The organism is Kitasatospora sp. HPM-01-4 (assembly GCF_051374625.1).
Classification (GTDB): domain Bacteria; phylum Actinomycetota; class Actinomycetes; order Streptomycetales; family Streptomycetaceae; genus Kitasatospora.
In genome coordinates, this window is sequence record NZ_JBPQGP010000009.1 from 1 (window position 1) to 25,982 (window position 25,982).

Below are 25,982 nucleotides of genomic sequence, written 5' to 3' on the forward strand. Positions count from 1 at the left end.
AGTGGGGGCCGACGCTCGATGCGCCGGCCCCCACACTCGTGTCACGTCGCGATCAGCGCCGCCAGGTCAGGTTGCAGTCCCGGCAGTGGCCGCTGGCGTCGAGCCCTCCGTTGCAGCGCGGGTACTGCGCTGGCTGGTACGCCGTCATGCTGTCGCGTTCAGCTGCGCCTGGGCGGTGGACCATGCCTTGGTCAGCTCGTCGTTGGCCCCTGTCATCCAGTGCCAGCCGGCACGTGTGTACTCGCGGACGAAGTCGACGAGCCGCTCGCCGTCGTAGCCAAGCTGGGCGTGCAGCACGACGATGACGGCCGCCTCCCGCTCGTCGCCGAGCGGCTTGGGGTAGTGCTCGACCTCGCGGACGCGCAGGAACGGGTATCCGCCCGAGGTGTGCACGTAGGGGCCTTTCAGGCCCTGCGGCTGCAGCAGCAGGCTGGTCGCCGAGAACGACTCGCCGACGGCGGGCGCGGTCTGGGCGGTGAACCCGCCCTCGTTGACCATGGACCCGAGGTAGCCCTGGGATTTCTCTCCCGCCTGCTGGGCGGGCCTGTCGTAGAAGTCGATGCGAACGCCGATCGTCACCATGGGCCCGATCCTGCCGCACCACAGACGTGCCGATGGCCCGATCTGCTGAGATTCCCTTATGCGGGTCAGCCGGCCGTTGTGGGCATCCGTCACCCGCATGAGACGGCCAGCCGGCGATCCTGCCGTACTCGGCCCCATTAGGCACCCCGTTTCCCACGATCTGCTCCCCGGGCTGGCGGTCAGCCGGCCAGCACTAGCGGAGCCGGCCCCTCCCGCTGCGCGCGCTCCTTGAGCGACCCGAGCCCTGCCAAGGCCACGTCCCGCACCCCGTACCCCTCGGGTAGAAGACGCCGGATCAACGCCCACAGCAGGCTGTAGAAGCCGACAGTCTGGCCCACCATCGGGTGCTCGGCCGGATGCTGACGGTCCGCTGGTGCGATGCCCATGGCGTCCAGCAGCCACACCAGGTCGCGCCGTGCGGTGTGCAGCTCCTCGGCAGTGACGGCCAAGTCCCCGTTCATGAAATCCACCCAGTGCTGGCCCACCGCGCCCAGCCCGCGCTGCCCCGTCAGCTCTTGTACTCCGGCGCCCACCAACAGACCCAGACCCGCACGCCGAGCCTCCTCCGACTCTGGGTCAGCGCCATTCAGGCCCAGAGCCACCAGCCACTCCTGGACCATCTCCTCGTCCGGGTCCTCCCCGGTGATGGCCTTGATGAGCAGGTCGATCAGCGGCGCCTGAGGGATGTCCTGGTAGCCGGCGGCCCGCAACCGTGCCCGCAGCTCGCGGTTGATCGGCGCCGACCCGGCGCCCTGCATGATCAGACGGGCGACGGCCTCAGCAATGTCGTAGTCCGGACCCAGGCTCCAGCCCTCGGGTACCGGATGGCGCTCCATTTCCCGCTGCACCTGGCGCAGGACCGTCTCGAACAGGTGACGCGCCACCCTGCGCAGTGCACCGGTCAGCAGCGAGTCCTTCACCGGCGCGCCGTCCAGCCAGACCAGGACGGTCAGTTCCGACCAGTCCTGGCCCCGGCGCGAGCGTCGGCCTAAGGCGGTCGCCAACTCCACGCTGCCCTCCGGCAGGAGACTGTGCGTCCCGTAGCGGCCTCGCCAGGCCCGCGTGGCCCGAGGCAGCAGCCCCTTGGCCCGCCAGCGCTCCAACTGAGCTGCACTCACCGACACCCCGGCCGTCCGCACGTCGGCCATCAGCTGCATGTCCGCCCTGCTGGGCTGGCTTCTTGGCATAACCACGACAGTACGAGGCCGCACCGACAGCGCGCAGGCGTTCCAACGCGGGGGTCGAACCCGCCTTCTCGACCCCCGCGTTGAAGGCCCCGAAACTCGCGAGACCCCGTCCCTATCGTCGTACCGTCAGCACCCCTCCTGCGACCCGAAGGACCGCCTGTGCCCCACGTCCGTGCCCACTACCGCAACGGCCGACTCGTCCGCGCCCATTACCGTCGGCCCCGTCCGTGCGGCTACACCACCACCTACGGCTCCTCCGCCGCCAGCAGCGGCGGGGGAATCGGCTTTGTGGTTTTCCTGGCCGTCCTGGCGGTCATAGCCCTCGGCCACGGCTGGCTGACCGTCAGTACCCCGACCCAGTCCACCAGCCACCCCACCCCCAGCCCCACGACCCAGCACCCCTCACGCTAAACGGGGTGTGGGCCGCCCGACTCCCCGCGCTGACGCTCTGCCAACGGCGAACACACGCGCATCTGACAGATTTCTCTGTCGCATGGAATCAAGACAGGGTAGTATTCCAGCATGGATCATGATGATCAGCCGTCCTGGCTGCCGTTGGACCCGGCCTACCGGGAGCCCGAAGGCCACATGGACCGCCTAGAGGAACGGGTGAAGGAGGTCGCCTGGGAACTCGCGCGCACCATCTGCACCCGCAACCTGGACGCCGGCGGGCCCCGCTGGCGGGCCGAGGCCGAGGAGGCCCTGGACGTCCAGCTCGCCCTGCTGCGCTCGCTGCGCGAGGTCGCCAAGGCGGTCGACAACGCTGCGAAGACCGTGGCCACCGATGCCGGGATGGCCGGCGCCAGCTATCCCCAGCTCGGCGCCGCCTGGCAGATCACCCGTCAGAGCGCCCGCTCCCGCTGGCCCGGTGTGGTGAACACGGCCTCCCCGCCCTACGCGCCCGACCCCGTGTCTTTCGAGGTCGGCGGTGGCACCGGCTACCTGAACTTCCATGCCGACGAGGGCGGCTGGTGGTGGTCCGCCCGGGCTGCCGACCGCACCTTCGCCGAGGCGGAGGCCACCTACGACACGAAGGAGGAGGCCGCCGCCCACTGCGGCGCCTACCTCCTGCAGCACACCGCCCCCGCCAACGAGCAGGACTGACCGATGCTCGGAGCTGCTCGCCGTCAACCCCATGCTGGTTTGACCGGTCCACTCGATCAGGTGATGCTGATCTCTCCCCGCCCGGGAACCTCCTGCAGGCCCCGCCAGTCTGTGTCCGTCGTAACGCCGCGCTGTGACACCAGCGGCAGCCGGACTGGCTGTCAGCAGGCGGATAGGCAAATCGGACTAATGCCCCATCGGCTCCCCAACGGCGCAACTTTCGCTCAGGACACGCCGAACAAATCGCATATCCGTAGTGAACCAAGCGCGCGACGTGAAAGGATCGCCACCATGAGTGGTCTTGGATATCCGATGGGCAAGCCTCAAGCCCACAAGATGCCCACCTACGACCCGTCATCCGGCAAGCCGTGGCGGTCGGGGTTCGCCCTGCGACCGCACGCTGCTGTCAAGGCGATCAAGGCAGCCCGGCTGGCCGGACTATCGGTCTCCGGGCTCCTCGTCGAGCTCATCGAACGGATGCCGGTCGATGCGGAAGGACGGCCCACCTGGGCTCCGCCCGCGAAGCCTGTAACCACTCAGCAGGAGCTGCCCGCTACCGGGTAACCCCTGCGCAGTTCTGGACATGCGAAAAGGCCCCGGCCTACCAACCGGGGACCACGCACCGTCCAGTGGGACCTCAGCCAAAGCCCTGAGAAGCCAACGAGGCCGAAGTCCCTACACCACCCACCCGCCCGCCCGCCCGTCAGCTGAACCAACAGCAGACAGAGAAAGCAAGAGACAAGGAGGTCGTCCTACAAAACACACAAACCAACTGCACAGTCCTGCACAGTCCCAAAACTGAACAGCACCACTCGCTCGCGACCGTTCCGGTTACCAGCCGGGCGGGCCCCTCGCGTGCACCCATATACGAACCGGGAGCAGCGTCATCGTAGCAACACCCCGGCTCGACGGCACCTCCATGCCTGGTGCCGGTGTGTCCCACCGACGCGATCGAGCCAGTACCAAAGCCCCGTGCGACCAGGGCGGTTGCACCGTCCCAAGGCTCCTGCCGAGGCCCCGCCGTGAGCTCACGGACGTGGAGCGCTTCGTCAGGGCGGTGTCGCCGCGCTGGACCGTGCGCGCGGCGGATGCCGCCGAGATCGGCTGGGCGAACAGCTACGGCACCGGGATCCGGCTGGATGCCGTCGACCCGGTGCGGCCGGTGGCGATGAACCTGGCCGTGTACACCCGCCAGCTCGGCTGGGTGTTCCGGATCGTCGCGTTCGACCTCGACGCCAGCCGCGGGGGCCTCGACCAGGTCGCCGCCGACGAGGCCCGGCTGCGCGCGCTGCTGCTGTCCGCCGGTATCCCGGTGGTGGTGGCCACCTCCGGCCCCAGCGGCGGGCGCCACCTGTGGACCGCCTGCCCGGCCGGGCTCGGCCCGCACCTGGTGGCCCGGATCGCCCGCGCCGCCGAGCAGCTGTGCCCCTCGCTGGACATCGCCCCGCTGCTCAACCCGCGCACCGGGTGCCTGCGTCCCCCGGGCGCGGCCCACCGGGCTGGCGGGCACTCGGTGCTGGACGGGGACGACGTCGAGACGGCGTTGCGGGTGCTGCAGCGCGGGGCGACCCCGGCCGCCTACGGCCGCCTGGTCGAGGCCCTGGAGACCTTGGCCCGGGCGGCGGGCCTGCTGCCCGCGCCGCTCGCCGAGGGGAGCGAGGGCGGCGTCCCGGCCAGCATCGCCGCCCGCGGACCGGTGCAGCGCGACATCGTGATCGACCGCCACGGCCTGCGGCTGGACGTCAAGCGCCGCCCGCTGGGCCAGGCCGCCGTGCAGGCCCTCGCCTACCGGCCCGCCGCCGACGAGGACCACTCCCGGCTGGTGCACTGCCGGGCCCGCTCCCTCGCGCTGGCCGGCGGCACGATCGCCGAGCTGCGGATCCTGGCACGCGACCGCGCGGCGACACCCGCGCTGGAGTGGCTGCGCACCGCGCGCGCCGCCGGCGGGCGGGTGCCGCTGGACGAGCGCGAGGCCGAGCGGCGCATCCGGCGGGTCTGGTACCTCGCGGTGCAGGACGCGGCCCGGATGCCGCGCGGCGCCGAGCAGGGCAACCTCACCTACAGCGAGGTCCAGGCGCTGGTCGCCGACCTGTTTGCCCGCGCCGCCGTCGCCGGTGAGGAGCGCTGGGCGCGGCCGTCGGGCCCCTCCGACCTCGCCGCCATCACCGCGCTCGGCTACCAGATGTTGTTGGCTGGCAGCATCGACATCAGCCCCGACTGCCGGCGCACCGGCGTGCTGATGAACCGCAGCCACCAGACCGCCAACCTCGCGCTCAAGCGGGTGCGGGACGACGGCTGGGTGCGCTTCACCGAGGAGGCCGACCTGCAGCAGGGCACCGCCCGCCGCCTCACCCTGGCCACCGAGCACGTGTGCACCGGCGAGGCCGGGCACGTCTGCGCCGTCTACGAGGCACCCGCCGACGCCCCCGCCGTGATGGACTTGCGCGCCGCGATCACCGCGCGCATCGTCGCCCAGCAGGGCGACATCTGGCACACCATCGGCCACCACGCCCGCCACACCCTGCTCGCCGTCGAGGACCTGGTCGTGGCCACCACCGACCAGCTGATCGCCACCAGCCCCTACCGGCCGGCCACCGCGCGGCGCCACCTCGCCGCCCTGGCCGAGCTGCAGCTGATCGCCCAGGACAAGGCCGGGCGCTGGCACCGCACCGAGGTCACGCTCGCCCAGGCCGCCCGCGGCGCACGGGTGCTGGGCCGGGTGGCCGACCTCGCGGTGCGCGCCCGGATCGACCAGGCCGTCGCCGCCTGGTGGGCGGCCCACGTCGAGTGGAGCCGCCTGGACCGCGCCGCCAAGCGCCGCCACGGCCAACGCCCCAGCCCCGACCAGGGCGTGCTCCCCGGCGCCGACCCCACCGCCCGCGCCTACCCCCAGGTCGCCGAACCCCAGCCGGACGGCAACGTGCTGCTGCGCGCCGACCACCAGCGGGCCTGGGCGATCGAGGCGGAACGGCTCGGCGCGGCCGGCCTGTGGCACCGCGCCGTCCAACTCCAGGACCAGGACCAGGTCGTAGACACCCCGTACCTGCACCTGGTCGAGCTCACCGGCTGACCGGCGCGCCGCCCCCTGCCCCAGTAAGCAAGACCCGGTTCTTGGGCCGCGCGCATGCGCGCCGGGGCCCAACCGGATTCGATATCGTTTACCGCCCGGTGAAAAAGTGCGGCTGACCTGCGGTTTTGTGTTTCAGTGAGAGGCTCACGACAGTGGCCCAGATCCGGGGCCGTGGTGGCCGTTGCACGGCTTGCCGTGACACCGTCGGGCGGTTCCCCGCCCCTCGACCGTCCGCACGCTCCCAGCGGCCTCTCCGGCCGCCGGCCCCGGCGTCGATCCGTCCCCAAGATCCATCTCAGCGCTAACCGCTGTACCCGCGGCTACTCGGGACCCGACCAGCGGGAGAACCCGACCGCAGACCCTGACGGACGCTCAACACCCGTGCGAGCACAGGCATTCCAGTATCCACCATCCTACCACAGCACCCACGTTTCCCCAGGTCAGAGCGGGTCTGACAGAAGGCGGAACGCCGCCGGGAGGCAAGCCACCCACCACCCGCAGATGACGCGACCTCAGCCCCTGGCCCGAACGGACGTACAGCCCCGAGCGGACCCTTCCTCCAGCACGCCAGGCCGGGAATGTGGATCAAGGCTCGCTGTCCTGTGAAACGATATCGACTCACCTCCAGGGGCCCGCTGCAGCAGCCACCGCCCAGGGAACACAATCGATATCGTTTCACAGCCCGGCCGCCGGGCCTGCTCGGCCCCTGGCGGGGCCGGCGGTTTTCGCTACTGAAGCCCGAGGCGGTCGAACTCGGCAATGATCTGCTCGCGCTCGATCTCGCCCCGGCGCCGGGCCGTCTCCAGGGCCTGCAGGTCGAGGTGCTCCTCCAGGCCGGCCCGGACGATCGTGACGAGCTGGGCGGGCGAGAGCGCCTCCGCCTGGACGGTCTGCGGCATGACCGCACCGCGCCGGTCCCGGGCCTTCTGCGGCGCGGTGGGCAGCTGGTAGCGGTCGATCTGCTCCTCGGTCACCGCCAGGTGGACGAAGTGCGGCCGGTGGCCGCCCAGCTCGTCCACGAACGCGACGACGTCCTGGGCCGCGGCGTCGAGGATTGACAGGCCCGAGGGGTCGAAGTCGCCGACCACGCCGACCGTGGTCGGCCGGCGCCGGTTGGAGATGCGCTCGGCCGCCGCGTACTTCGCGGTCACGCTGCCGAACCCGCCGCCGGAGAAGACCGACACCCCGAGCTGGCGTGCGGTGGGCACCAGCATCTGGACCATGCCGGCCGCCTCCACCCACAGCTCAAGCACCCGGGGCTGACCGTCCGTTGGGTCGTGCCGGTAGTACTCACCCTGGGCACGCAGCCCCTCCCAGAACTCGGCCGGGCCGCGGTAGCCGCCGACGTGGTGGTCGACCGTGCTGTCGTCGCGGATCGCGTCCATCGGGATCAGCCGGGCCCGCCGGGCGCGCACCAGGTGCTCCAGCAGCCGGTCGTAGGCCGCCTCCGTCTTCGGGTACCCGTACGCCGCCACCGCCCGGTAGAACACCTGCCGGCCGGTCAGCGGCAGGTGCTCGCGGTACTCCCGCAGGATCGCCTTCACCTGCCTGATCAGCTGGGCGGTCTCGGCCCGCGGCTTCCAGTCGGCGAACCCGCGCGGGCGGGTGCGGGTGTAGGAGCGGCCGGAGACGGTGCCACCGGTGGGGGCGGGGTCGGAGTCCATGCCCGGCTCAACGATCCACCCGCCTGCCGCGATCCGGCCCGGCCCGCCCGCCCACACCCCCGGGTGGTGACGGCCCTCGGGGGCGCTGCCCCCGAACCCCCGGCCAGCCCTGCGGAGGGAAGGGGCCCGGGCCCGGCGGCCGGGTGCGGCGCAGCGGGTGGTGAGGTCCCGGGTGCGCTGGTCGGCCCCCTCGCCGGTCGACACCGGAGGGCAGCAGACCACCCGCCAGGCCGCAACCCCCAAAAAGCCGGGGGTTGCACCCCGACGGCCGGCCCGCTGGGCTGCGCCTGCCGACCAACGAGGGGACCACCCAGCTCAGGTCCGAGCCATGGCGCGGGGCGCCCCGGGGCCCGCCGGCAGCCCCCTGCGCCCGCCTACACCAGGCCGACCGACCGATGCACGGCAAACCGAGCCGTGACACCCAATACATTTCAACTCAACCCATTCTAAAACTCATCTTATCTCAACTCATTTCCATGATGGGTGAGATGAGTTATAATGGATGCGAGGGGGTTGGGGTCCACTCGACCCGCACCGGGAGGAGCGACAGTGCAGAACGAGACCCGCGCCGGGGCCAGGTTCGCGCAGGCGCTGCAGCAGATCTCCCCGTCGCCGCACTCGCCGTGCACGACGCAGTGCCAGTCCGGGTTCCAGCTGTGCTCGACGACGGCGACGTCCTCCAGCTGGTGCCGGGCGATCGCCGCCCGGATCGCGGCGTTCACCTCGGCGGGGGTGAACCGGGCCGGCTCGGTGGCCTCGAACACGTCCCAGACGTACAGCGGCTCCACCCAGCCGCCGAGCTCGCGCTCCAGCACCAGGGCCTCCGCCGTCACCAGCAGGTGCCGCAGCTCCAGCGCCCGGCGGGCGCCCGGGGCCACCTGGTCGCCGACCGCCAGCCCGGTGCCGTGGCAGTGCGCGCACAGCCCGGACCCGCCCGGGTGCGCATTGTCGAAGTGCCGGCGCTCGGCGGCCAGCAGTTCGGTGAGCGCGTCGGCGTTCTCCGCGGGCAGCGTCACGTTCACCCCGTGCTCGAACGTGACCCGGACCGCCTGGTCGCCGCCCATCGGGTACGCGTCGAACGACTGCAGCTACTGCCGGCGCGAACGGGAGGCCGAGGAGCCGCAGCCGGGCCCGGTCGCTGCGGTGCCCACCGCCTCCCCGCAGGCCCCGGCCGCCGCGACGCACGTGCTGTTCTGGGAGCCGGCGTGGCCCGGCGCCGAGTACGGCCAGTGGCGGGCCATGCCCCTGCAGGACTGGGAGGACGGCGCCGGCTACGACACCTCCGAGGCCGTGCTGGAGACGATCCCCGGCACCGAGCCGAGCGCCGAGGAGCTGCTCGCCTGGCTCCGCCGGGAGCACCCGGACGGCCCGGGCCTGGACGCCGTCGAGCTGCAGACCGGCACCTACCGCTACATCGACCGGCACCACGACGGCAGTCCGCACGAGCGCGACCTGCCGACGTACACCGTGACCACCCGCACCTGGATCTGACGAGGAGACCACCCGTGAGCGACACCACCGACACCGAGACCCCGCCCCAGGCCGAGGACGAGGAGCAGCCGAAGCCCGTCACGTGCGCCTTCCCCGGCTGCACGAACGCGCCGGAGCCGAAGAAGGACCCGACGAAGACCGGCCCCGCCCCGCGCTACTGCGAGCTGGAAGAGCACAACTCCGTCAGCGCGTTCCGGGCCAAGCGCGCCGCCAAGGCCGGCGGCGCTTCGGCGGCCGGCGGAGCGGCGGAGCCCGAGATCAGTGCGAGCCCGGTCACCGACGCGATGTCGGCCGCCAGCAAGCTGCGCGGTCAGATCGAGCAGAAGATCGACGACCTGATGGCCGAACTGCCGCGCTACCTGCAGGAGCTGCGGGATGCCGGCGACCCGGAGGCCGCCGGATTCCAGATCGACGCGATCACCGGCGACGCCAACAGCAAGGTGGCCAAGGCCAACAAGCAGGCCGCCGACGAGAAGGTCCTGCGGCTGGCCGCCGTCAAGCGCGCCGAGGTCGCAGAGGAAGCCAAGGACCTCGCGGAGGAGGCAGCGGGCAAGGCGATCGAGTTGCTCGACGCGAAGACGCAGGCGTACGAGGTCGAGCTCGCCGAACTGCGGGAGAAGGAGGAGGCGCGCGAGGCCGAGCACGCCGCCCTGGTCGCCGAGCACGCCGACGCGGAGGAGACGCGCGCGGCCGAGCACACCGGCCTGCTGGAGAAGCTCGCCACCGCCGAGGGCCAGCGCACCGCCGAGCACACCGAGCTGCTGGCCAAGCTGCAGGCGGAGCACGACGCGAAGGTCAGCCAGCTGCAGGCCGACGCCGAGGCCCGGATCAGCAAGGCCGAGGCCGACGCCCGGGCCCGGGCCGACAAGGCGATCAAGGAGGCCCAGGACAAGGAGGCGAAGGCCGTCGCGGAGAAGGAGGCGGCCGAGTCGCGCGTGGCCTCCGCCGAGAAGACCGCCGGCGACGCGGCGGCCACCGCCGAGGCCAGCAAGACCGCGCTGGAATCCCTCGTCGGCAGCCTGCAGACCGCCAACGACCGGATCGACAAGCTGCAGAAAGCCGCCGACGAGCGCCGCGACGACGTCAACACCCTGTCCAGCGAGCGCAATGAGGCTGAGCGCAAGGCCGGCAAGGCCGAGGTCGAGACCGACCGGTTGCGCGCGCTGCTGGAGCAGCACGGCATCGCCGACCCCCGCCAGGCGTAACGGGCTGGCGGGGATCGCGGGGAGGGGAGCGCAGTGGACCAGGCCACGGGGTGGACGGCCACCGTCGCGGCGGCCGCGGCGGTGGCCACCGGCAGGCGGTTGTGGGTGAACAGGCCCGCCGAGCGGGCGCGGAGCGCGGCGGAGCGCGGCGCCGAGCACCGGCGCCGGCAGATCCTGAACGCCGCCGACTGGGCGATCAGCGGCGCGGTTCCGCGCCGGGAGGACGGCATCCGAACGGTGCTGGTCGCCGACGTCCAGGCCCGCGCGGAGGCCGATTTCGACCTGCGGGTCAGCCGGGCGGAGGCCGGCGCGGCGCTGTGGCAGCGGCTGGAACTGCGGCTGCGGATCGGCATCGAGACGGACCTGCCGTGACGGGCCGTCGGGCCGGGCGGCTACCGGGCTGCGGTGGCCGGCGGGTCGGCGCGCAGGTGCAGGAGGTCTGCCAGGTCCTCACCGGCACACCAGCGGTCCAGCAGCGGAGCGTCGACGAGCCGCACGTTGGTCCGCACTGCCCACCGCACGGTGGCGCGCGACCAGCTGCCGGTGGAGACCATCAGCCACAGCGTGCCGGTGGGCGCTCCCGCCGGCGGGGCGCCGATCGGGCGCAGCGGCGCGGCGCTGTCCTCGCCCTCGCCCGCGGAGGACTCGCCGCGCAGGCAGCGCAGCCCGATCCGGGTGCCGTCGGCGCGGTGGTCGCCGACCAGGTGGACGTCGTCGCCCACCGGGATCTCGCGGACTTGCCAGCCGTCGCGGTCCAGCAGCCGGGCGACCGCGGCGCGGTAGCCCGCGTCGTCCAGGGCCGCGATCTGCGCGGCTCCGGCCGGGTGCGGCGCGCGGGCCGGCATCGGCGGGGCAGCCGCCGGCACCGACGCGGCTTCGGCGGGAGCAGCGGGCTCGGACTCGGTGCGGTTGGAGCGCGTGCGGTGCCAGCGCAGCACCACCAGCCCGGCGACCACCGCGATCACCGCGCTGGTCAGGCAGGTCCACCAGCCCAGGCTCACCGCGAGCATCAGCAGCCCGGACAGCGGGAGCGCCAGGGCCAGGACCGTCAGCGCGAGGGCCGGCAGCACCTCGAGGAGTGTCGGCCCCGCGGGCCGGGCCCGGCGGTCGCCGACGCCGCCCAGGTGCTCGCGCTGCATCGCGACTCCCACGTCATCACCCATCACGCCACGGAGGGACATCTCTCCCCCTCTGAGAGATACCCGACCCCGGGCAGCACGTACAGCGCGACCGGCCCGATCCGGCCGGGAAACCGACGAACCGTCACCGGCCAGCCGGCCGCGCTCGCGAAGGAGGAGCACGTGAAGAACGAGGTCGAGCCGCAGGCCCTGATGACGGCGCTGCAGCACCTGATGGAGGAGTACCCCACCGACCCCGAGGACACCGGGCCCGCCACCGTGCTCACGCTCGCCGGCGCCCAGGGCGCGGTCGAGCTGCAGCCGGGCCAGGTGCAGTGGCTGCTCGGCCTGGTGATGGACGAGAGCGCCACCAACCGCAACGCGCACGTGGACGGCAACCAGCAGTGCGGGCACTGCGAGGGCACCGGCAGCGCGGTCGCCCGCCGGCCCGCCGATATCGAGCCGCAGGATTGGCGGGACGTGCGGCGCAGCGAGGAGGGAATCGAGGAGGACGGCCCGGAATGGGACCTGTGAATTCCCGACCGCCGGTCCCCTGGGCCGCGCTGGTCGCCGATCCCGGCATCGTCCGGCGCTACCTCGAAAAGATCCACCGGCGCGGCGCCGATCAGTGCTGGTACTGGCTGTCCGGGATTTCCGATTCGGGCCACGGGAAGCTGCGGTGCGGGTCGCGGACCGACGGGACCAGGCGAGTGGTGAACGCCCACCAGCTCGGCTGGGCGATCGAGAACGGCCCGGATTCCCTGGCGGACGGCCGGGTGGTGAGGCACACGTGCGACGAGGGATCGTGCCAGAACCCCCGTCACTGGAGGAGCGGAGAACGGCTGGAAAACGTCGCCGACTTCCTCGCGCGGCGCGGCCTGGCCGGGCACGCGCTGGGCGACGTGCGCGGCCCGCACGACCGGGCGGTCGCCATCCGCGACGCCATTACCACCGCCCTCGCCGAAAGCGCGGACGTGGAAACCGCGATCACCGCCGCGATCGCGGCGGGAAACCCGTCCAAGAGCCATCAAGAAACCCTCTGGTAAACCCCCACTGGGTAACAGTCCAAAGCCCCCGGGACATCCGTCCCGGGGGCTTTGCGTGGTGTGGACTGCTCGGGGCGATGGTAGCGACCTTGAGCACCGCCGTCCAGAATCCGACATTCCCGGAAGAACACGCCCCGGACGCGCGGGCGCTGGGCTCGGACCTCCGGTGGAACCGCCGCGCCAGGATAGCGCGAACCGCCTCCCCGACGGCCCGGGAAAACCCGCGGGGCGCAGCGGCCGAGGCCGGGAAGGCCCGCGGCCACCGCCGCGCTGACTCTGGTGAAGGGCGCAGCGGCCAGACCCGCACGCCGCCCCGCAGCCCGGGCCGCCGCCCGCCGGCGACGGCCCCCTCTCCAAGATCCCTGAGCGATCAAGCCAAGGCCCCAGGGCCCACACCCGCGTACCGATCACCCGATGCCCCACCAAGATCAAAAGCCCCAGCAACATCCCAAGCCCAACAAGATCACCTACGCGACCCCACAAGACCAAAAGCACCACGCATGCCACGACTCAACCAAGCCAACTCACCCTCCGTAATCAATGCACGTCAAAGACCAAATCCCCCACTCCTATGCATCACGACCCGATGGACGCTTGCGCGATCTTGCTATGTTGCGTAGAGTCACCGCGTGCTCAGCATCGGTAAGGGGACTGACCCCGGCTACCTCACCAAGGAGGTGGGCCGCGGGGCGGAGCACTACTACCTCAAGGCGATCGAGCAGGCCGGCGAGCCGGCGGGCCTGTGGATGGGCCAGGGCGCGGAGATGCTCGGGCTCGGCGGGACGATCGACCCGCACGGCGAGGCCGTGATGCAGGACCTCTACAAGGACTTCCTGGACCCCCGCCGACGGGACGCCTACCTCGCCGAGCTGGAGGCCGCCGGCGTCGAGGCCGACAGTGCCGAGGGCCGCAAGATCCGCAAGGGATACCTGCTCGGTGACGCGCCGCGCGATTACAAGCAGGGCATTCCGAAGCGGATCGAGACGGCCCTGGCGAAGGAGCCGGACGCGACTCCGGAGCGCCGCGCGGAGATCGAGCAGAAGGTCCGCCGGGAGACCCGTGAGGCGAATACCTATTTCGACCTGACGTTCTCCGCGCCGAAGTCGTGGTCGATCTATCACGCGTCGCTGCAGGCTGCCGGTCGGCACGAGGAGGCCGCGCAGGTCTGGGACGCGTGGATGACCGGCGTCAACGCGGGCATGGAATACATGCAGGAGCAGGCCGGAATGTCCCGCGCGGGACATCACGGGCAGCCCGTCGAGGGACGTGCCTCGGGGCGTTTCGTCGAGGCGAAGACGTGGGTCTATTCCGTTTTCCGGCAGCACACCAATCGCAACGACGAGCCCAATCTTCACGTTCACGTGCCGGTGCTCAACAAGGTGCCCACCATCGACGTGGACCCGGTGACCGGCGAAGAGCGGACCGTGTGGCGCGCGCTGCACGGCCAGGAGCTCTACAAGCACAAGCAGGCCGGCGGACACATCGCCGAAAGGGTCGCCGAGGAGGAGCTCACGCGCCTGCAGGGCGTGCGTTTCGGCATGCGCCCGGACGGCCAGGCCCGCGAGATCCTGGGCATCTCCGTGGAAATGCGCGAGGAGTTCTCGACCCGTTCCACGGAAATCCGCAAAGAGGTCGGCTCGTACGTCAAGGAATTCGAGGAGACATACGGCCGGACTCCCAGCGCCTACGAGCTGTCGAAGATCTCGCAATTCGTCACGCTGGACCTGCGGGAAAGCAAGAAGCACACCGCGCCGACCCGCGAGTCCCTGCTGGAGCGGTGGGAGGCGCACGCCATCGCGCAGACCCGCGAGAGCCTCAAGGACGTGCCCGCGAAGGTCCGCTGGGAGTCCCTGCAGGCCGACGAGGTGAAGCCGTTCGACCCGAGCCGGGTGATCGACCAGGCCATCGCGTCGCTCCAGGTCGAGAAGAGCACCTGGACGCGCCCGGACCTGATCGTCGCGCTGAACAAGGAGCTGCCCGACTGCCTGGGCGCGCTGGGCGCCGAGCAGGTCACCGGCCTGCTCGGCGAGCTCGCCGACGCCGCGCTGCAGCCCGGATCCGGCACCGGGGTGGTGCGCACCAGCGTTCCGCACCTGGTGCCGATCCCCGAGGAGCTCACCCGGGCCGACGGCACCTTCCTCTACGAATCGCACCCCAACGGATTCGTCCGGTACGCCACCGAGGACAACCTCAAGCGGGAGGACCGGATCCGGCAGCGGGCCGAGGCATACGGCGGGCGGGTCGTGGACCGGGACCTGGTCGACGCCGCGCTGGCCAACGGCACGCTGAACACCCGCCAGGCCGCCGCGCTGGAGGCGATCGCCACCTCCGGCCGGGCGATGGAGGTCCTCGTCGGCCCCGCCGGCACCGGCAAGAGCCGGCTGGTCGCCACCCTCACCGGCGTCTGGGAGGACGCCGGCGGCTCCGTGCTGGGCATCGCGGTGGGCCAGCGCGCGGCCAACGTCCTCGAAGAGGAAGGCGTCGAACACGTCGCCAACCTCACCAAACTGCTCAACTCCAACAAGCGGATGGAGGCTGGCGAGTACGTGTCCGCGGAAGAGCGCGCGCTCTACCAGCTCCAGCCCGGGCACCTGCTGATCGTGGACGAGGCCGGCATGGTTGACACCACCGACCTCGACGAGATCCGCCGCCTGGCCGAGCGCGCGGGCGCAAAGGTCCTGCTCAGCGGCGACCACGCCCAGCTCGGCTCGGTGGGCGCCGGCGGCATGTTCCGCCAGCTCGCCGAAGACCTCGACCACGTGCACGTCCTCGACGAGGTCATGCGGTTCCGTAGCGACTGGGAGAAGACGGCGTCACTTGCTCTGCGCGACGGCGACCGCCAGGTGCTGTTGGACTACGACGCCCATGGTCGGCTGCGCGGCGGCAGCGCGGAGGAGATGAAGGAGCGCGCCTACCAGGGCTGGCTCGCCGACCACCTGGGCGGAACCGACTCCCTGCTGATCGCCGCCACGAACAACCAGGCCCACGAGCTGGCGATGCGGGCCCGCGCGGACCTGGTGCGCGCCGGCCGGGTCCAGGCCGAGGGCGTCGACCTGGTCCGCGACAAGCAGGTCATCCGGGTCGGGATCGGCGACGAGATCCAGCTGCGGAAGAACGACCGGAAGCTGGTCGGCACGGACGGCCGCTGGGCCGTCAACCGCGACGTGGCGACGGTCGTCGGCTTGGACGAGCACGGCACCCTGACCGTCCGTTACGAGAACGGGGACCTGCTGAGCCTGCCGAAGCAGTACGTCGCCGGCCACGTCGACCTCGCCTACGCGGGCACCGTCTACGCAGCTCAAGGCCGTACGGTGAGCACGTGTCACGCGCTGGTCGACCCGACCGCGAACCGCAACTTCCTGTACGTCGCGCTGACCCGTGGACGCGATGGCAACTACGGCTACGCGATCACCGAGCCGGACGTGCAGAAGGTCGCGCTCGACGAGGAGCCGCCGCGGTTGGAGATGATGGCCGTCTTCGACGGCGTGCTGCAGCGTGAGGACCGCGAGCAGTCCGCCACCATGGTGATCCGCGCCGAGATGGAGCGCGCCAAGCACCTCGCGGTGCTCGGGCCGATCCGCTCCGACCTGCTGGAGGAGGACGCCCAGCGCCGGGTCGGCCAGGTCCTGGTCGACACCCTGGGCGTCGAGGCGTACCGGCAGATCAGCCAGGAGGAGGCGTACGGCAGCCTGGTGCGTCTGGCGATGCACGAGGAGACCCGGGGCCACGACGTCGAGGCGATGCTCACCCAGGTCGTCCAGGCGCCGCGCGGGCTGGACGACGCGGACAGCGTCAGCGAGGTGCTGCACTGGCGGATGAAGCACGAGGTCCGCCAGGCCGACCGGGCCGCGGAACGGGCCGAGCGCATCGAGGCCCAGGCGCTGGCTGCGGCCGAGGAGCGCGAGGCCACTGCTGCGGTGCAGACGCAGGCTGAGACGGTGCTGAACGCCGTCACCGCCCAGCAGTTGGCCGGCGCGGCGCCCACCGAGCCCGACGTCTGGCAGCCGCAGGCCGAGGAGAACGCGCAGCCGCCGCAGGTCTGGGACTTCACCACCAACACCTGGGTCACCCTCGACATCCAGGCCCCCGACGCCGCAGCCGCTGCCGCCGCTGAGCAGGCCGCGCTGGACCAGTTCATGGCGGTCAACCTGGGCGCGGAGGTGCTGCACGGCTGGCAGGACGCCGAGGTGCACCACCGGTACGAGCAGCAGCGCGAGGCCGCTGCCGCCGAGGCCGCGAGCCTGGACCGGCTCGGCTACGAGCAGCGCACCCGCCGGCTGGACGGCCCGAAGGGCGACTACCTGCAGTTCCTGACCGAGGTGATGGACGAGCGTGCCGTCGAGCTGGGCGAACGCGCTGCGGAGAACCCCCCGCCGTGGGCGATCGCCCGGCTCGGCGAGGTCCCCGAGGACCCGCTGGCCCGCGAGGACTGGGGGCGCCGGGCCGGCCTGGTCGCCGCCTACCGCGAGGAGCACGGCTACACGGTCGAGCACGACGCGATCGGCTCGGCCCCGCCCGAGGGCGCGGTCGCGGCGAACAGCGCCTGGGAGGCGGCCCGCCGCGCCCTGGGCGTCGACGGCGAGCCAGCCGACATCGCCCGGGCCAGCGACGCCGAGCTCACCGCGATGGTCCAGCGCCAGGAGCGCGAGGAGGCGTGGGCGCCGCCGTACGTGGCCGACGAGCTCAAGGCCCAGACGATGGCGCGCGACGACTACAAGAGCGAGGCCCTGCAGTTGGAGCTGCGGGCGGAGGAGGACGCCGAGCAGAAGGTCGCCGAGCACCAGGAGGCCGTCAGCGAAGCCGTCCTGGGCACGATGACCGGCCCGGAGCTGTCGCCCGAGGACCAGGCGACGGCCCAGATGCTGGCGCTGCAGCAGGTCCCCCACCTGCACGGCGGGGTCGATGCCAGCGAGCTGCAGGCCGAGATGGAGGAGCGTGCCGAGACCCTGCGCGCGATGTCGGAGACTGCCGACGAGCGGGCCGGGGTGCTCTCGAAGGTCCACGAGGCCCGGAAGGCTTGGTACGAGCACACCACGCAGACGCGCACCGACGCCCAGCTCGCGGCCCGGGAGCTGGAGCACCGTCAGGCACCCGAGCCGACGGCGGCCCAGGGCCCCGAGGCGCAACAGCCCGAGACCCCGGACACCGCTGCGGCGACCGCCCCGAGCCAGCCCGCCGGGCCGGTCTACACCCAGGAGTACCTGGACCAGATCCTGGGCGTGGCCAAGCAGGCCCAGCGCACGATCGAGGAGCGCGTTCAGCAGCGCGAGCAGGCCACCGCCGCGCCAGCGGTCGAGGAGCCCTCGCTCAGCGCGGAGGAGCTGGAGCGGATGCGTCGCGACCAGCTGTTCCCCCAGATTGAGGACGCCGCGCCGACGCTCGAGCGCGCGGCCCCGGCACCGGCCAGGGCCGAGCACCAGGCCCCCGCCTACCGGCCGCCGCAGGCCGAGGGCCCCTCGATGGGGATGTAGAAACGCGCAGGGGCTCCGGCGCGCTTCGCCGGAGCCGCTGTTCTGTGTCCCCGCCGACGGCTACCGTGCCGGTATGGACAGCACGCCGTGGCCCCAGCCGACCTCCGCCCCCGCCGGGCCCGCACAGGGCTGGCCCGCTGGCGCCGTGCCCCCTCCCCCGGCAGCAGCACCCACCGCCCACCTCATCGGCGTGCGGGAACGTGCCCAGGTCGAAGCCATCGTTACGGCGATGGAGCAGGAGCGGAGCCGTCCGCAGTCCTTTGAGAGCAAGTTCGAGGACGCCATCCTCGACACCTACCACTGGGCGCTGGGCCGCCGCCCTGGGCCCGTCACCGGCCACGCCGGGCCGGTCGACGAGGCCGCCCTGGACAGGGAAGACGATGTGGCTGACGAGCTGATCCACAGCCGGGGCGTCCCACGGGATTACGCCGTCGGTGTTCAGCACACCGCGATGTGGCTGCTCGGGCAGACCGAGGACCAGCCCTGGTCCGGGCTCTACCACTGGACAGCGAACCACTGAACAGCACGCAAGGGTGGCCGTACCGGCAATCGGTACGGCCACCCTTTCCCGCGTGACCTGCGCGAATACGGCGGTGGGGCCGCTCCGGACGGTCCGGAGCGGCCCCACCTGGTGATCCGGGATCAGACCCCGGGCGGTCGGGGGACGACCGACAGGCGCACGGTGGTGTCGTTCAGCGGGTCGAGCTGGACCGCGTAGAACTCGCCCTGCGAGCCGCCCAAGGCGTCCGACTCGAAGGCACTGGCGGGCAGGTCGACACTGCCACCCAGGTGCATGATCAGTGCGAGCAGCAGGCCGTGCGACATGTCCTCGTTGTTGGGCAGGTCCGGATTGTGGCTGGTCACGGGGTCGGGCCCTTCTTGGTCTTCTTCGGGTCGGCCAGGGGTCGGCGGTTGATGTCCGCGGTGATGAACTCGGTGAGCGGGACCGGGCGCCACTTGCGGTCCGGGTCCAGTTCCCACGGCTCCGGCTGGTAGTCGGCGGCGTAGGGGAAGGAGAACGCGGTGACGTACTTATCGGGGTGGCGGTGGATCCGCACCTTGGGCTTGGCGGTGTTCCCGGTGGTGTACGTCTCGCCGGCGCCGCACGCCTCGAAGTGCTTGGCCAGGAAGGTCTCCAGGTGGGGCAGCCAGCGGGTGTGCCACTCGGCGGCCCGGGCCGGCGGGGCGCCCTTCGCGTAGGACCAGTGCCAGAAGGCGCACGCCCAGATCAGCTCCAGCAGGACGCGCCGGTGGTGGTACCAGCAGGGCCGCCAGCAGCGGGTTCGGGCACCCAGGTAGGCGGGCCGCAGCACCTTGGCGCACCAGGCGACCAGCCAGTCCCAGGTTTCGGTGGCCTGGTCCTGGTTCAGCGTCAGGAAGTCCGGGGCGACCGTCGGGTCGAAGTCCGGCTCCACCTCTTCCTGTTCCTGCTGGAGCTCCATCAGGAGCTGGGCGACGTGGCTGGTCTGCTCGACGACCTGGACCAGGCCCTGGTCGAGCAGCTGGAGGCGCTCGGGGATCTGCAGTTCGTCGAACTTGTCCAGCCGCGAGCGCAGCAGGGCGACGTCGCCCATCAGGTTGGACAGCACCCGCTCCGGGTCGAGCGCCATCAGATCGCCTCCTCATCGGCCCACGGGTCCTCCGGAGCCTCGCCGGCCCAGGGGTCATCCGGCATCGTGAACAGGCTGTCGGCGGTGGGCTGAGCGGCCGTCACCGGGGCCTGGACGGGGGCCTGCGGCTGCAGGTGGACGGTCGGGGAGTGCGCGGGCTTCGGCGGCTCCACGGGGGCCTTGTGGAGCGTCACCGGGGCCTGGACGGGCGCCTGGTGGGCCGGGAGGGCGTCCTGCGGCGCCGACGGCTGCTGTGGCACCGGGGCGGACCACTGGTAGACCGGGTCGTCCTGCGGTTCCTGCGGCGCCCACAGCGGCGCCGCCTGTTCCTGGGTGACGGCCGCGCGCTGCGGGGTCCACTGCTCGCGCAGCGCGGCCAGCTTCTTGCGCCGTAGGGCCCAGCGGGCCTTCGCCGCTGCCTTGGCGTGGCGGGCCCGCACCGCCTTGATCGCGGGCAGCTGGGAGGCCGGCGTGTAGGTGACCAGCACCGGCTTCTGTTGGCGGCGCAGCATCAGCATGGTGCCGAACTCCAGGCCGGTGATGTCGGCCGGCGTCATCACCGGCACCCGGCGGGTGCTGGTCGAGGTGCTCTTCGAGCCGGAGCCCTGCTGGCCGTTGCCGCCGGAGATCGTGCTGGTGGTGGACTTCTCCTCGCGCTCGCCGCACATCTGGGAGATGTTGCTCAGCTGCTCGGGCACCGCCAGGCCGCCCAGGATCAGGCGGGTGCAGTTGGTCCAGATCGTCTCGGCCGCGTACCGGCCCCAGCGGGCCTGGGCCTGGGACATGGTCTGGATGGCGATGTGGATGGTGATGCCCTTGCCGCGGGCGTCCGAGGTCCACTTCTCCAGCGGGACGCTGCAGATCAGCGCGGCTTCGTCCAAAACGAAGGTCAGCGGCGGGTCCAGGCGCCGGTTGGCGGGGTTGGCCGCGGCCAGCTGGCTGCCGTAGTGGTACAGCTCGCCGGTCAGCGCGGTGAAGATGGGGCCCACGCCGGCGAAGTCCTTGTCCTCGCCGAGCAGGAACAGGGTGCCGTTGCTGGTGATGAACTTGACCGGGTCGAAGGCGTTCGCCTGCTGCCGGGCGCCCTTGATGATCGCCGAGATCGCCGGATCGGCCAGGAAGGAGAAGGTCAGGGCCAGCGTCTTGTAGATGGAGACGACGGTCTTGTCCTTCGGGTTCTGCTGGGCCTGCTCCAGGTCCTCGCGCCAGCCCTCCGGCACGCCGCGACCGAACCGCTCCATGATCTCGATCGGCTCGCGGTCGGCGGGGTTCTTCGTCCACCGGGCGACGTCCAGCAGCGAGAGGCCGGCCATGTCGGCCGCCCACAGCAGGCTCTTGAGGATGTCGAAGTTGCTGCCCTGCCAGAACGCCCGGTTCTCGGTGCCGGCGGTGGCCGCCGACCCGCTGAGCAGGTAGCCGGCGCGGCGCATCGCGGTGCGCGCATCCGCGCAGCCGATGACCGGGTCCCAGATCAGCGTGCTGTCCCGGTCGCCCAGGCGCTCCAGGTTGAACCACTCCACCGGGCCCTTCTCGGCCCGGATTTCCGCGATGTCGTCGAAGATCGGTTCCAGCTTGGTGCTGGTGGCCACGACGGAGCCCTGCGCGTCCAGGATGCTGCGCGCCAAGTACTCGGTTTTGCCCGCGCCGGGCGGGGCGACGATCAGCAGCGCGTCGCCGATCTTGGCGTAGGTGTCGACCTTGTTGTGGACCGAGGTACCGGTGTAGAAGCCCAGGTCAATGGGCCGGATCTGGCGGCGCGGCATCGAGACCAGCGCGGGCCGCAGCTCCTTGCGGCGCTTCTTGGAGCGCATCTGGCGCGGTCCCATGTTGCGCCGCAGCTGGTGGCGCGTGGCGAAGCCGGTGTCGGCGGCGCCGCCCCACTGGGTGCCGTTCCAGAAGTGGATGGCGCCCACGGCCAGGCCGCCGGCCACGGCGACGGTGCCGATGGTCAGCGGCAGCGGCGCGGTCGCCACGTCGTTGATGACGTTGATCAGCGAGGAACCGTTGGGGTTGGGCAGCGGCGCCGGAGCCGTGGCCGCGGCCAGGGCCGCGTGGTGAAACGCCGGAGGAGCGGCCAGGAACAGGCCGGCCGGAGCCCCGGCCGCCGTGTACGGGTGCGCGGTAGCGGTGGCCCGGGCGCGGCGGAGGGCGCTGCGGGCCCTACGGTTGGAGGTGGTCATGAAGGCTTGCTCCTTCGTGGTCTGGGGCCCCGGTGTAGCCGCCAAGCAAGACACCGGGGCCACTCTGCTGTTGTAGAGCGGACGTGCTGTGCCAGTCGGTGTTTCTGGGGCACGAGACTGTCACGATCCCGGCGCGAACTCTGACGCAGAGTACGCACCGGGATCTGTGGGAGCCCACGGGATTTCCGTGGGCCACCGTGGTGCGGGCCGCCCCGCTGCTTACGTTCGCGCTGGGCCAAGCCGTCAGGCTGCCGGTACCGCCTCCATTAAATACCATGCCTCTATTACCGTCAATGCCTCCAATGTCAGCGCGCGGCTGGCGCGCGGTTCCAACCGCGCGCCGCGCGGCAGGCGTGCAGTTGGCGAGCGCCAGCGCCGACGGTGCGCGTGGTTAGGGGTGCGCGGCGCGCGGTTGGAACCGCGCGCCGCGCGGCGGCATGGCAAGAGGGGCCGGCCCGGTGGACCGACCCCTCTTGTACGGCGCCTCAGACCGGCTGACGCTGGCCGTTGATACGGGTCCTCCGCGGGCCGTCCTCGCCTTCTTCGGGAGCGGGTGCGCGGTTGGTGCGCGGCTCCGCGTGGTCGGCGCGCGGTTCCTGCGCGGCAGCGCGCGGCAGGCGCGCGTCGGCCGAAACGGCCTCCGCCGCGATCATCTGAGCACGCTTGGCCCGGAAGGTGAGCAGCCAGTTGCGCCCGGTGCCGTCATCGACCCCGTGGCGGGCCGCCAGCTCGGCGCCGGTCGGCTCCGCGCGCCCCGCCAGGATCTCGCGGAGCCAGTCCCGCCAGCCGGCCTCCTTGGCCTCCGACTTCCACACCGGGCCCTCGCCCAGCGTCGACAGATCGGGATCGACACTGTCGGCGACCTCCCCACGCAGCCGGTTCAGCACGGCCGCCGCCTCGCTGATCCGCACCCGCAGCGCCGCCTCGTTCTCGCCCAGCTCGCGCAGCGCGGACTTCGCCGCCGCGGCCCGGTCCTCGATCTCCTTCTGCTGGTCAGCGGCCAGTCGGGCCGCCTCACTCGCCTGCCGGTGGTCGCTCCCCAGGGCCTCGATCGACTCCTTCACCCGGGTCAGTTCGGAGGCTGCGCGCTCCAGCTCCCGCTGGGCCGTCGCCCGCTGGGCAGCCGCCTGCTCGCGGGCCTCGCTCAACTGGGTGAGGTCGCGCTGGGCGCCCTCCGCCTGCTCGGCGATCGACTGGTGCTCGCCGACCGCCGCAGCCGTCGCCGAGCGGATCTCCTCGAGCTCCTCCAGCGCCTTGTCACGGGCAGCGACGGCCTCGTCGGCCTCCGACTGCAGGTCTGCGACCTTCTTCGCATCCTCGGACAAACCGGCTTCCGCGCGCTGCCGCGCGTCTTCCGCGCGCTGCCGCGCACCGTCGGCGTCCTGCGCCGCCTTCCTCGCATTCGCGGTCTCGATCAGGGCGTCCGCCTTGATCTTCTCGGCCTCCTCCCGCGCGGTCTGCGCGCGGCTGGCCTCCTCCCGCGCTGCCTTCGTCTCGTCTTCCGCGCGCTGCCGCGCGGTCTCGGCTGCCAACCGCGCGTCTTCCGCGCGCTGCCGCGCGCTCTCCGCCTCTGCGGCGCGCGCCGAGGATTCGATCAGGTTCGCGGCGGGCACGACGGCGAGCTCCTCCAGCAGGGACATGATCTGCTGGGGGTCCTTCTTGCCGGCCAGCGCAACGTCGTCCACGCGCGTGAGCCCGACCAGGCGGCGCACCAGCGCGAGGGCCTGCGCGGAGTCGGTCGCCATGTCGGAGCGGTCGATCGCCGTCTGGGCCCGCTTGCGCAAGGCCACCACGTCCTTGAGGCCCTTCTGCAGCCGCTTCTCCTCGCCGCGGCTCAGCGCCGTGCCGCCGTCCTTCTTCTCCTGCAGCGCGACGATCGGCTCCAGGACCAGGCCGAGCTTGTACGCCTTCTGGGCGGCGCGCTGGGCGAGGGCGCTGCGGGCGAGCTTCCCGCGGGTGGTGCGCGGGTCGAGTCCGAGCTTGGCGAACAGCTCGGCCCAGGCCCTCTGCCACAGCAGGACCAGCAGCCGCAGCGGGCCGGCGACGGCGCCCTCGTCCTCATCCGCGTTGGGGTCGTGCAGTTTGGCCCGCAGCTGCAGCTCGATCAGCCAGGCCGACAGCGCCGGGATCGCGGCGAGCACCGGCCGCGACCACCAGTTCGGCGCGTGCACCGCGTTCATCGCCGCACTGAACGACACCAGTGTCCAGGCAGTGCGGTGCATGAGCCGCAGCTCGTCGGTCCAACCGGTATCGCGGTCGGCGCTGCGGTAGAGCATCCCGAACAACACCAGCTCAGCGGCGTCGAAGACGGAGACGAAGCCCACCCGCAGCTCGAGCGGGAGCTTGGCGAAGTCGGTGCCGAACCCCCACAGGCCGTAGACGCTGACCGCGACGCCGCCGAGGGCGACCACGGCCTGGGGGCCGATGCCGGCGAACAACCGGGGCTTGCGGCCGTCGGTGGCCACCACCGCCGCCCGGGTGCGCCTGCGCGCGCGGGCCGAGCTTCGCCACAGCGCCTTGCCGGCGAAGTAGGCGACGACGATCACCGCGATCGCGACCGCGCCGGCGGTTGCCACCAGGACGGAGGGCGAGACGCCGTGCAGAACGTTCAGCTGATGGAGGTTCAGGCCGCTGGCCTGGCTGGATTCTGTGGCTGACCAGCCGGGACGACTGGCCGTACCCTGGTTATGACGCATGCGGGTCTCCGAATCTGCGCGTTCGCCTCGACGGCGGTCCTAAGCGCCGTCGAGGCATTTCCTGTTATTAGAGGCATTGCCTCTGATGCTTCCGTTGGAGCTGCTGGAGGCTTTGCCTGCTACGTGCCGGTACGCCGTCCGGAGCGGAGCTTGTCCTTGCTGTCCGGGATCTCCGGGAACGGCTCGCCCTCGTGGTAGGCGTCCTGCAGCTGCTTGGTGACGAGCTCCAGCGCCGACTCCACCAGCTCGGAGAACGTCCGGTACCCGTGCGGCTGGGTCTGGGTCCAGAACTGGGCCCGCTTCGCCGCAGCCTGGACGGACGGGTCGACGTAGGCGTTCATCTTCCGAGCGGCGGCCGTCGGCTTGGCCTTCTGCTGCCCGCCGCCGAGCAGTTCGTCCAGGTCGTCCTTGGCGCCCTTGGTGGAGGGGACCTCGAACTCCGGTCCCTTAGCCACGCGGCACCACCAGGCCGCGGTGCTTCTTCACCGTCACCGAGCCGGGCCGCAGCCGGTTGGCCAGGGTGCGATAGTCCTTCGTCGTGGTCGCGTCCGGCGCGTGCGCCGGCAGCGTCCTGCCGAGGGTGGGGGCTTCGCCAGCGCGCACGCTGTGCCTGATTTTCATGACCGCGGTGTCCTCGTATTCGTTGCGCAGACTGTTGAAGGTCTGATCGGTGAGCTTGTCCGGGTGGGAGTCCGTCACCAGTACGGCGACGGTCTCCAGCTGGGGGTTCAGGCGCCGGCGGACGATCCGGAGGGTCCCGTTGAGCTCGCGCACCGCGGGCAGGTCCAGCCCGGAAGCCCGGACCGGGATCACCAGCTGGTTGCCGGCGACCAGGGCCGAGACGGCCAGCAGCCCAAGGCTCGGCGGGCAGTCGATGATGACGACCGCGTCCTCCGGCAGGGCGTCGATCGCCTCGCGCAGGGCCGACTCGCCGCCGGGCGGCCGGACGGTCTCCACGTCCTTGAGGCTCTTGTCGGACGGCACCAGCCACAGCCGGGGCGAGACCTCGATGGCTGCCTCCAGCAGGCCGTGCTCCTCGAAGTAGACCCCCCGCAGGCTCTTGGTCCCCTTGGGCAGTTCGGTCGCCTCGTCGGACAGCAGCGTCTTCTTGAGCAGCCACCCGCTACTGCCTCCCAGCTGCGGGTCCGCGTCGAGGATGTAGACGACGTCGCCCTCCTCCGCCCAGATGGCGCCCAAGGTCACGGCGGTCGTCGTCTTGCCGGCGCCGCCCTTCTGGTTCAGGACGACGATGATCACGCGTCGTCCCCTGATCAGGAACACCGCGCGGCGCGGATGAGGCAGTGCCTCTACTGCAGTCTTTGCCGTTTTTACCCGCACTACTTCCACTCCCTCCAATGGAGTCTTTGACCGCACTACCGTCTCACCTCCCTGGCCAGCGCCCTCCCCGACACGTTCCAAGATATCTAATGGAGGCATTGACGTCAATGGAGGCATTGAGCTAACCTGGAAGGGCAAGCGAGAGGGCCGGGCTTGCCGGCCCGGCCCTCTCCGCCCAGGCGAGCGAGCCAACGCTCCCCGGGCTTGGGACACCCCTATC

22 protein-coding genes are annotated in these 25,982 nt (G+C 71.7%); 11 read left to right on the forward strand and 11 right to left on the reverse strand.

Features of this window, described 5'->3' with window-relative positions; all coding sequences use genetic code 11:
- Positions 1 to 144: 144 nt before the first annotated feature.
- Both ACSMTC_RS39685 and ACSMTC_RS39690 read right to left on the reverse strand, forming a co-directional pair.
- Positions 145 to 582: a hypothetical protein gene (locus ACSMTC_RS39685; RefSeq protein WP_436564982.1), complete on the reverse strand. Its 438-nt coding sequence runs from the start codon at positions 580 to 582 to the stop codon at positions 145 to 147.
- A 179-nt stretch (positions 583 to 761) separates the two neighbouring features.
- Positions 762 to 1,739 (reverse strand): hypothetical protein, encoded by a 978-nt coding sequence (locus ACSMTC_RS39690; protein WP_436564983.1) that lies wholly within the window; start codon positions 1,737 to 1,739, stop codon positions 762 to 764.
- A 189-nt stretch (positions 1,740 to 1,928) separates the two neighbouring features.
- Here ACSMTC_RS39690 and ACSMTC_RS39695 point away from each other — a divergent pair, with 189 nt between their 5' ends.
- The 4 genes from ACSMTC_RS39695 (at position 1,929) to ACSMTC_RS39710 (ending at position 5,943) form a co-directional block, all read left to right on the forward strand.
- Positions 1,929 to 2,180, forward strand: coding sequence for a hypothetical protein (locus ACSMTC_RS39695; RefSeq protein WP_436564984.1), 252 nt, complete (start codon positions 1,929 to 1,931; stop codon positions 2,178 to 2,180).
- A 111-nt stretch (positions 2,181 to 2,291) separates the two neighbouring features.
- The gene (locus ACSMTC_RS39700) at positions 2,292 to 2,873 is read left to right on the forward strand and encodes a hypothetical protein (protein ID WP_436564985.1); all 582 of its coding nucleotides are present in this window, start codon (positions 2,292 to 2,294) and stop codon (positions 2,871 to 2,873) included.
- Positions 2,874 to 3,164: 291 nt separating this feature from the next.
- Positions 3,165 to 3,437 (forward strand): hypothetical protein, encoded by a 273-nt coding sequence (locus tag ACSMTC_RS39705; protein WP_436564986.1) that lies wholly within the window; start codon positions 3,165 to 3,167, stop codon positions 3,435 to 3,437.
- Positions 3,438 to 3,909: 472 nt separating this feature from the next.
- Positions 3,910 to 5,943, forward strand: a complete 2,034-nt coding sequence (locus ACSMTC_RS39710) for a hypothetical protein (RefSeq protein ID WP_436564987.1) — start codon at positions 3,910 to 3,912, stop codon at positions 5,941 to 5,943.
- A 728-nt stretch (positions 5,944 to 6,671) separates the two neighbouring features.
- On the opposite strand, the gene ACSMTC_RS39715 is transcribed toward ACSMTC_RS39710, so the two are convergent.
- Together ACSMTC_RS39715 and ACSMTC_RS39720 are read right to left on the reverse strand one after the other, a co-directional pair.
- Positions 6,672 to 7,607, reverse strand: a complete 936-nt coding sequence (locus tag ACSMTC_RS39715; protein ID WP_436564988.1) for a hypothetical protein — start codon at positions 7,605 to 7,607, stop codon at positions 6,672 to 6,674.
- A gap of 458 nt (positions 7,608 to 8,065) precedes the next feature.
- A complete protein-coding gene (locus ACSMTC_RS39720; RefSeq protein WP_436564989.1) occupies positions 8,066 to 8,671 on the reverse strand; it encodes a hypothetical protein in 606 nt (201 codons plus the stop codon).
- Here ACSMTC_RS39720 and ACSMTC_RS39725 point away from each other — a divergent pair.
- The 3 genes from ACSMTC_RS39725 to ACSMTC_RS39735 are packed head-to-tail and all read left to right on the forward strand — an operon-like array spanning position 8,643 to position 10,675.
- Positions 8,643 to 9,098, forward strand: coding sequence for a hypothetical protein (locus ACSMTC_RS39725; RefSeq protein ID WP_436564990.1), 456 nt, complete (start codon positions 8,643 to 8,645; stop codon positions 9,096 to 9,098). The two genes, ACSMTC_RS39720 and ACSMTC_RS39725, sit on opposite strands and share 29 nt — an antisense overlap.
- Positions 9,099 to 9,112: 14 nt before the next feature.
- Entirely contained in the window at positions 9,113 to 10,303 is a 1,191-nt protein-coding gene (locus ACSMTC_RS39730; RefSeq protein WP_436564991.1) for a coiled-coil domain-containing protein, read from the forward strand.
- Positions 10,304 to 10,336: 33 nt separating this feature from the next.
- Entirely contained in the window at positions 10,337 to 10,675 is a 339-nt protein-coding gene (locus tag ACSMTC_RS39735) for a hypothetical protein (protein ID WP_436564992.1), read from the forward strand.
- 20 nt (positions 10,676 to 10,695) lie between these two features.
- Here the strand turns inward: ACSMTC_RS39735 and ACSMTC_RS39740 are convergent, their stop codons facing one another.
- Complete coding sequence (locus ACSMTC_RS39740) at positions 10,696 to 11,484, reverse strand: hypothetical protein (RefSeq protein ID WP_436564993.1); 789 nt, start codon at positions 11,482 to 11,484, stop codon at positions 10,696 to 10,698.
- A gap of 120 nt (positions 11,485 to 11,604) precedes the next feature.
- Between ACSMTC_RS39740 and ACSMTC_RS39745 the strand changes: the two genes are divergently transcribed.
- From ACSMTC_RS39745 to ACSMTC_RS39760, 4 genes are all read left to right on the forward strand, one after another.
- Positions 11,605 to 11,955: a hypothetical protein gene (locus ACSMTC_RS39745; protein ID WP_436564994.1), complete on the forward strand. Its 351-nt coding sequence runs from the start codon at positions 11,605 to 11,607 to the stop codon at positions 11,953 to 11,955.
- On the forward strand, positions 11,943 to 12,467 hold the full coding sequence (locus ACSMTC_RS39750; protein ID WP_436564995.1) for a hypothetical protein: 525 nt from the start codon (positions 11,943 to 11,945) through the stop codon (positions 12,465 to 12,467). Before ACSMTC_RS39745 ends, ACSMTC_RS39750 begins: the two co-directional genes overlap by 13 nt.
- Before the next feature lie 629 nt (positions 12,468 to 13,096).
- Positions 13,097 to 17,938 (forward strand): MobF family relaxase, encoded by a 4,842-nt coding sequence (gene mobF / locus ACSMTC_RS39755; RefSeq protein WP_436564996.1) that lies wholly within the window; start codon positions 13,097 to 13,099, stop codon positions 17,936 to 17,938.
- Positions 17,939 to 18,011: 73 nt separating this feature from the next.
- A complete protein-coding gene (locus ACSMTC_RS39760; RefSeq protein WP_436564997.1) occupies positions 18,012 to 18,458 on the forward strand; it encodes a hypothetical protein in 447 nt (148 codons plus the stop codon).
- Between the two features lie 122 nt (positions 18,459 to 18,580).
- Here ACSMTC_RS39760 and ACSMTC_RS39765 read toward each other — a convergent pair whose 3' ends face one another.
- The 6 genes from ACSMTC_RS39765 to ACSMTC_RS39790 form a co-directional block, all read right to left on the reverse strand.
- Positions 18,581 to 18,802 (reverse strand): pRL2-19, encoded by a 222-nt coding sequence (locus ACSMTC_RS39765; protein ID WP_436564998.1) that lies wholly within the window; start codon positions 18,800 to 18,802, stop codon positions 18,581 to 18,583.
- A complete protein-coding gene (locus ACSMTC_RS39770; protein ID WP_436564999.1) occupies positions 18,799 to 19,548 on the reverse strand; it encodes a hypothetical protein in 750 nt (249 codons plus the stop codon). Before ACSMTC_RS39770 ends, ACSMTC_RS39765 begins: the two co-directional genes overlap by 4 nt.
- Positions 19,548 to 21,728 carry a type IV secretory system conjugative DNA transfer family protein gene (locus ACSMTC_RS39775; RefSeq protein ID WP_436565000.1) on the reverse strand — a complete coding sequence of 727 codons (2,181 nt, stop codon included), beginning with the start codon at positions 21,726 to 21,728 and terminating at the stop codon, positions 19,548 to 19,550. The genes ACSMTC_RS39770 and ACSMTC_RS39775 overlap by 1 nt, the downstream gene beginning before the upstream one ends.
- Before the next feature lie 485 nt (positions 21,729 to 22,213).
- Complete coding sequence (locus ACSMTC_RS39780) at positions 22,214 to 24,424, reverse strand: hypothetical protein (RefSeq protein WP_436565001.1); 2,211 nt, start codon at positions 24,422 to 24,424, stop codon at positions 22,214 to 22,216.
- Positions 24,425 to 24,543: 119 nt separating this feature from the next.
- Positions 24,544 to 24,879, reverse strand: a complete 336-nt coding sequence (locus tag ACSMTC_RS39785) for an HAD family hydrolase (RefSeq protein WP_436565002.1) — start codon at positions 24,877 to 24,879, stop codon at positions 24,544 to 24,546.
- On the reverse strand, positions 24,872 to 25,681 hold the full coding sequence (locus ACSMTC_RS39790) for a ParA family protein (protein ID WP_436565003.1): 810 nt from the start codon (positions 25,679 to 25,681) through the stop codon (positions 24,872 to 24,874). The genes ACSMTC_RS39785 and ACSMTC_RS39790 overlap by 8 nt, the downstream gene beginning before the upstream one ends.
- Positions 25,682 to 25,982: the final 301 nt, after the last annotated feature.

Excerpts from the sequence above, each read along its gene's own strand:
- ACSMTC_RS39760 (WP_436564997.1), top strand. The coding sequence starts at position 18,012 with ATGGACAGCACGCCGTGGCCCCAGCCGACCTCCGCCCCCGCCGGGCCC.
- ACSMTC_RS39780 (WP_436565001.1), bottom strand. The coding sequence starts at position 24,424 with ATGCGTCATAACCAGGGTACGGCCAGTCGTCCCGGCTGGTCAGCCACA.
- ACSMTC_RS39715 (WP_436564988.1), bottom strand. The coding sequence starts at position 7,607 with ATGGACTCCGACCCCGCCCCCACCGGTGGCACCGTCTCCGGCCGCTCC.
- ACSMTC_RS39775 (WP_436565000.1), bottom strand. The coding sequence starts at position 21,728 with ATGACCACCTCCAACCGTAGGGCCCGCAGCGCCCTCCGCCGCGCCCGG.
- ACSMTC_RS39740 (WP_436564993.1), bottom strand. The coding sequence starts at position 11,484 with ATGTCCCTCCGTGGCGTGATGGGTGATGACGTGGGAGTCGCGATGCAG.
- ACSMTC_RS39700 (WP_436564985.1), top strand. The coding sequence starts at position 2,292 with ATGGATCATGATGATCAGCCGTCCTGGCTGCCGTTGGACCCGGCCTAC.
- ACSMTC_RS39770 (WP_436564999.1), bottom strand. The coding sequence starts at position 19,548 with ATGGCGCTCGACCCGGAGCGGGTGCTGTCCAACCTGATGGGCGACGTC.
- ACSMTC_RS39750 (WP_436564995.1), top strand. The coding sequence starts at position 11,943 with ATGGGACCTGTGAATTCCCGACCGCCGGTCCCCTGGGCCGCGCTGGTC.
- ACSMTC_RS39685 (WP_436564982.1), bottom strand. The coding sequence starts at position 582 with ATGGTGACGATCGGCGTTCGCATCGACTTCTACGACAGGCCCGCCCAG.
- ACSMTC_RS39705 (WP_436564986.1), top strand. The coding sequence starts at position 3,165 with ATGAGTGGTCTTGGATATCCGATGGGCAAGCCTCAAGCCCACAAGATG.
- ACSMTC_RS39690 (WP_436564983.1), bottom strand. The coding sequence starts at position 1,739 with ATGCAGCTGATGGCCGACGTGCGGACGGCCGGGGTGTCGGTGAGTGCA.
- ACSMTC_RS39720 (WP_436564989.1), bottom strand. The coding sequence starts at position 8,671 with ATGGGCGGCGACCAGGCGGTCCGGGTCACGTTCGAGCACGGGGTGAAC.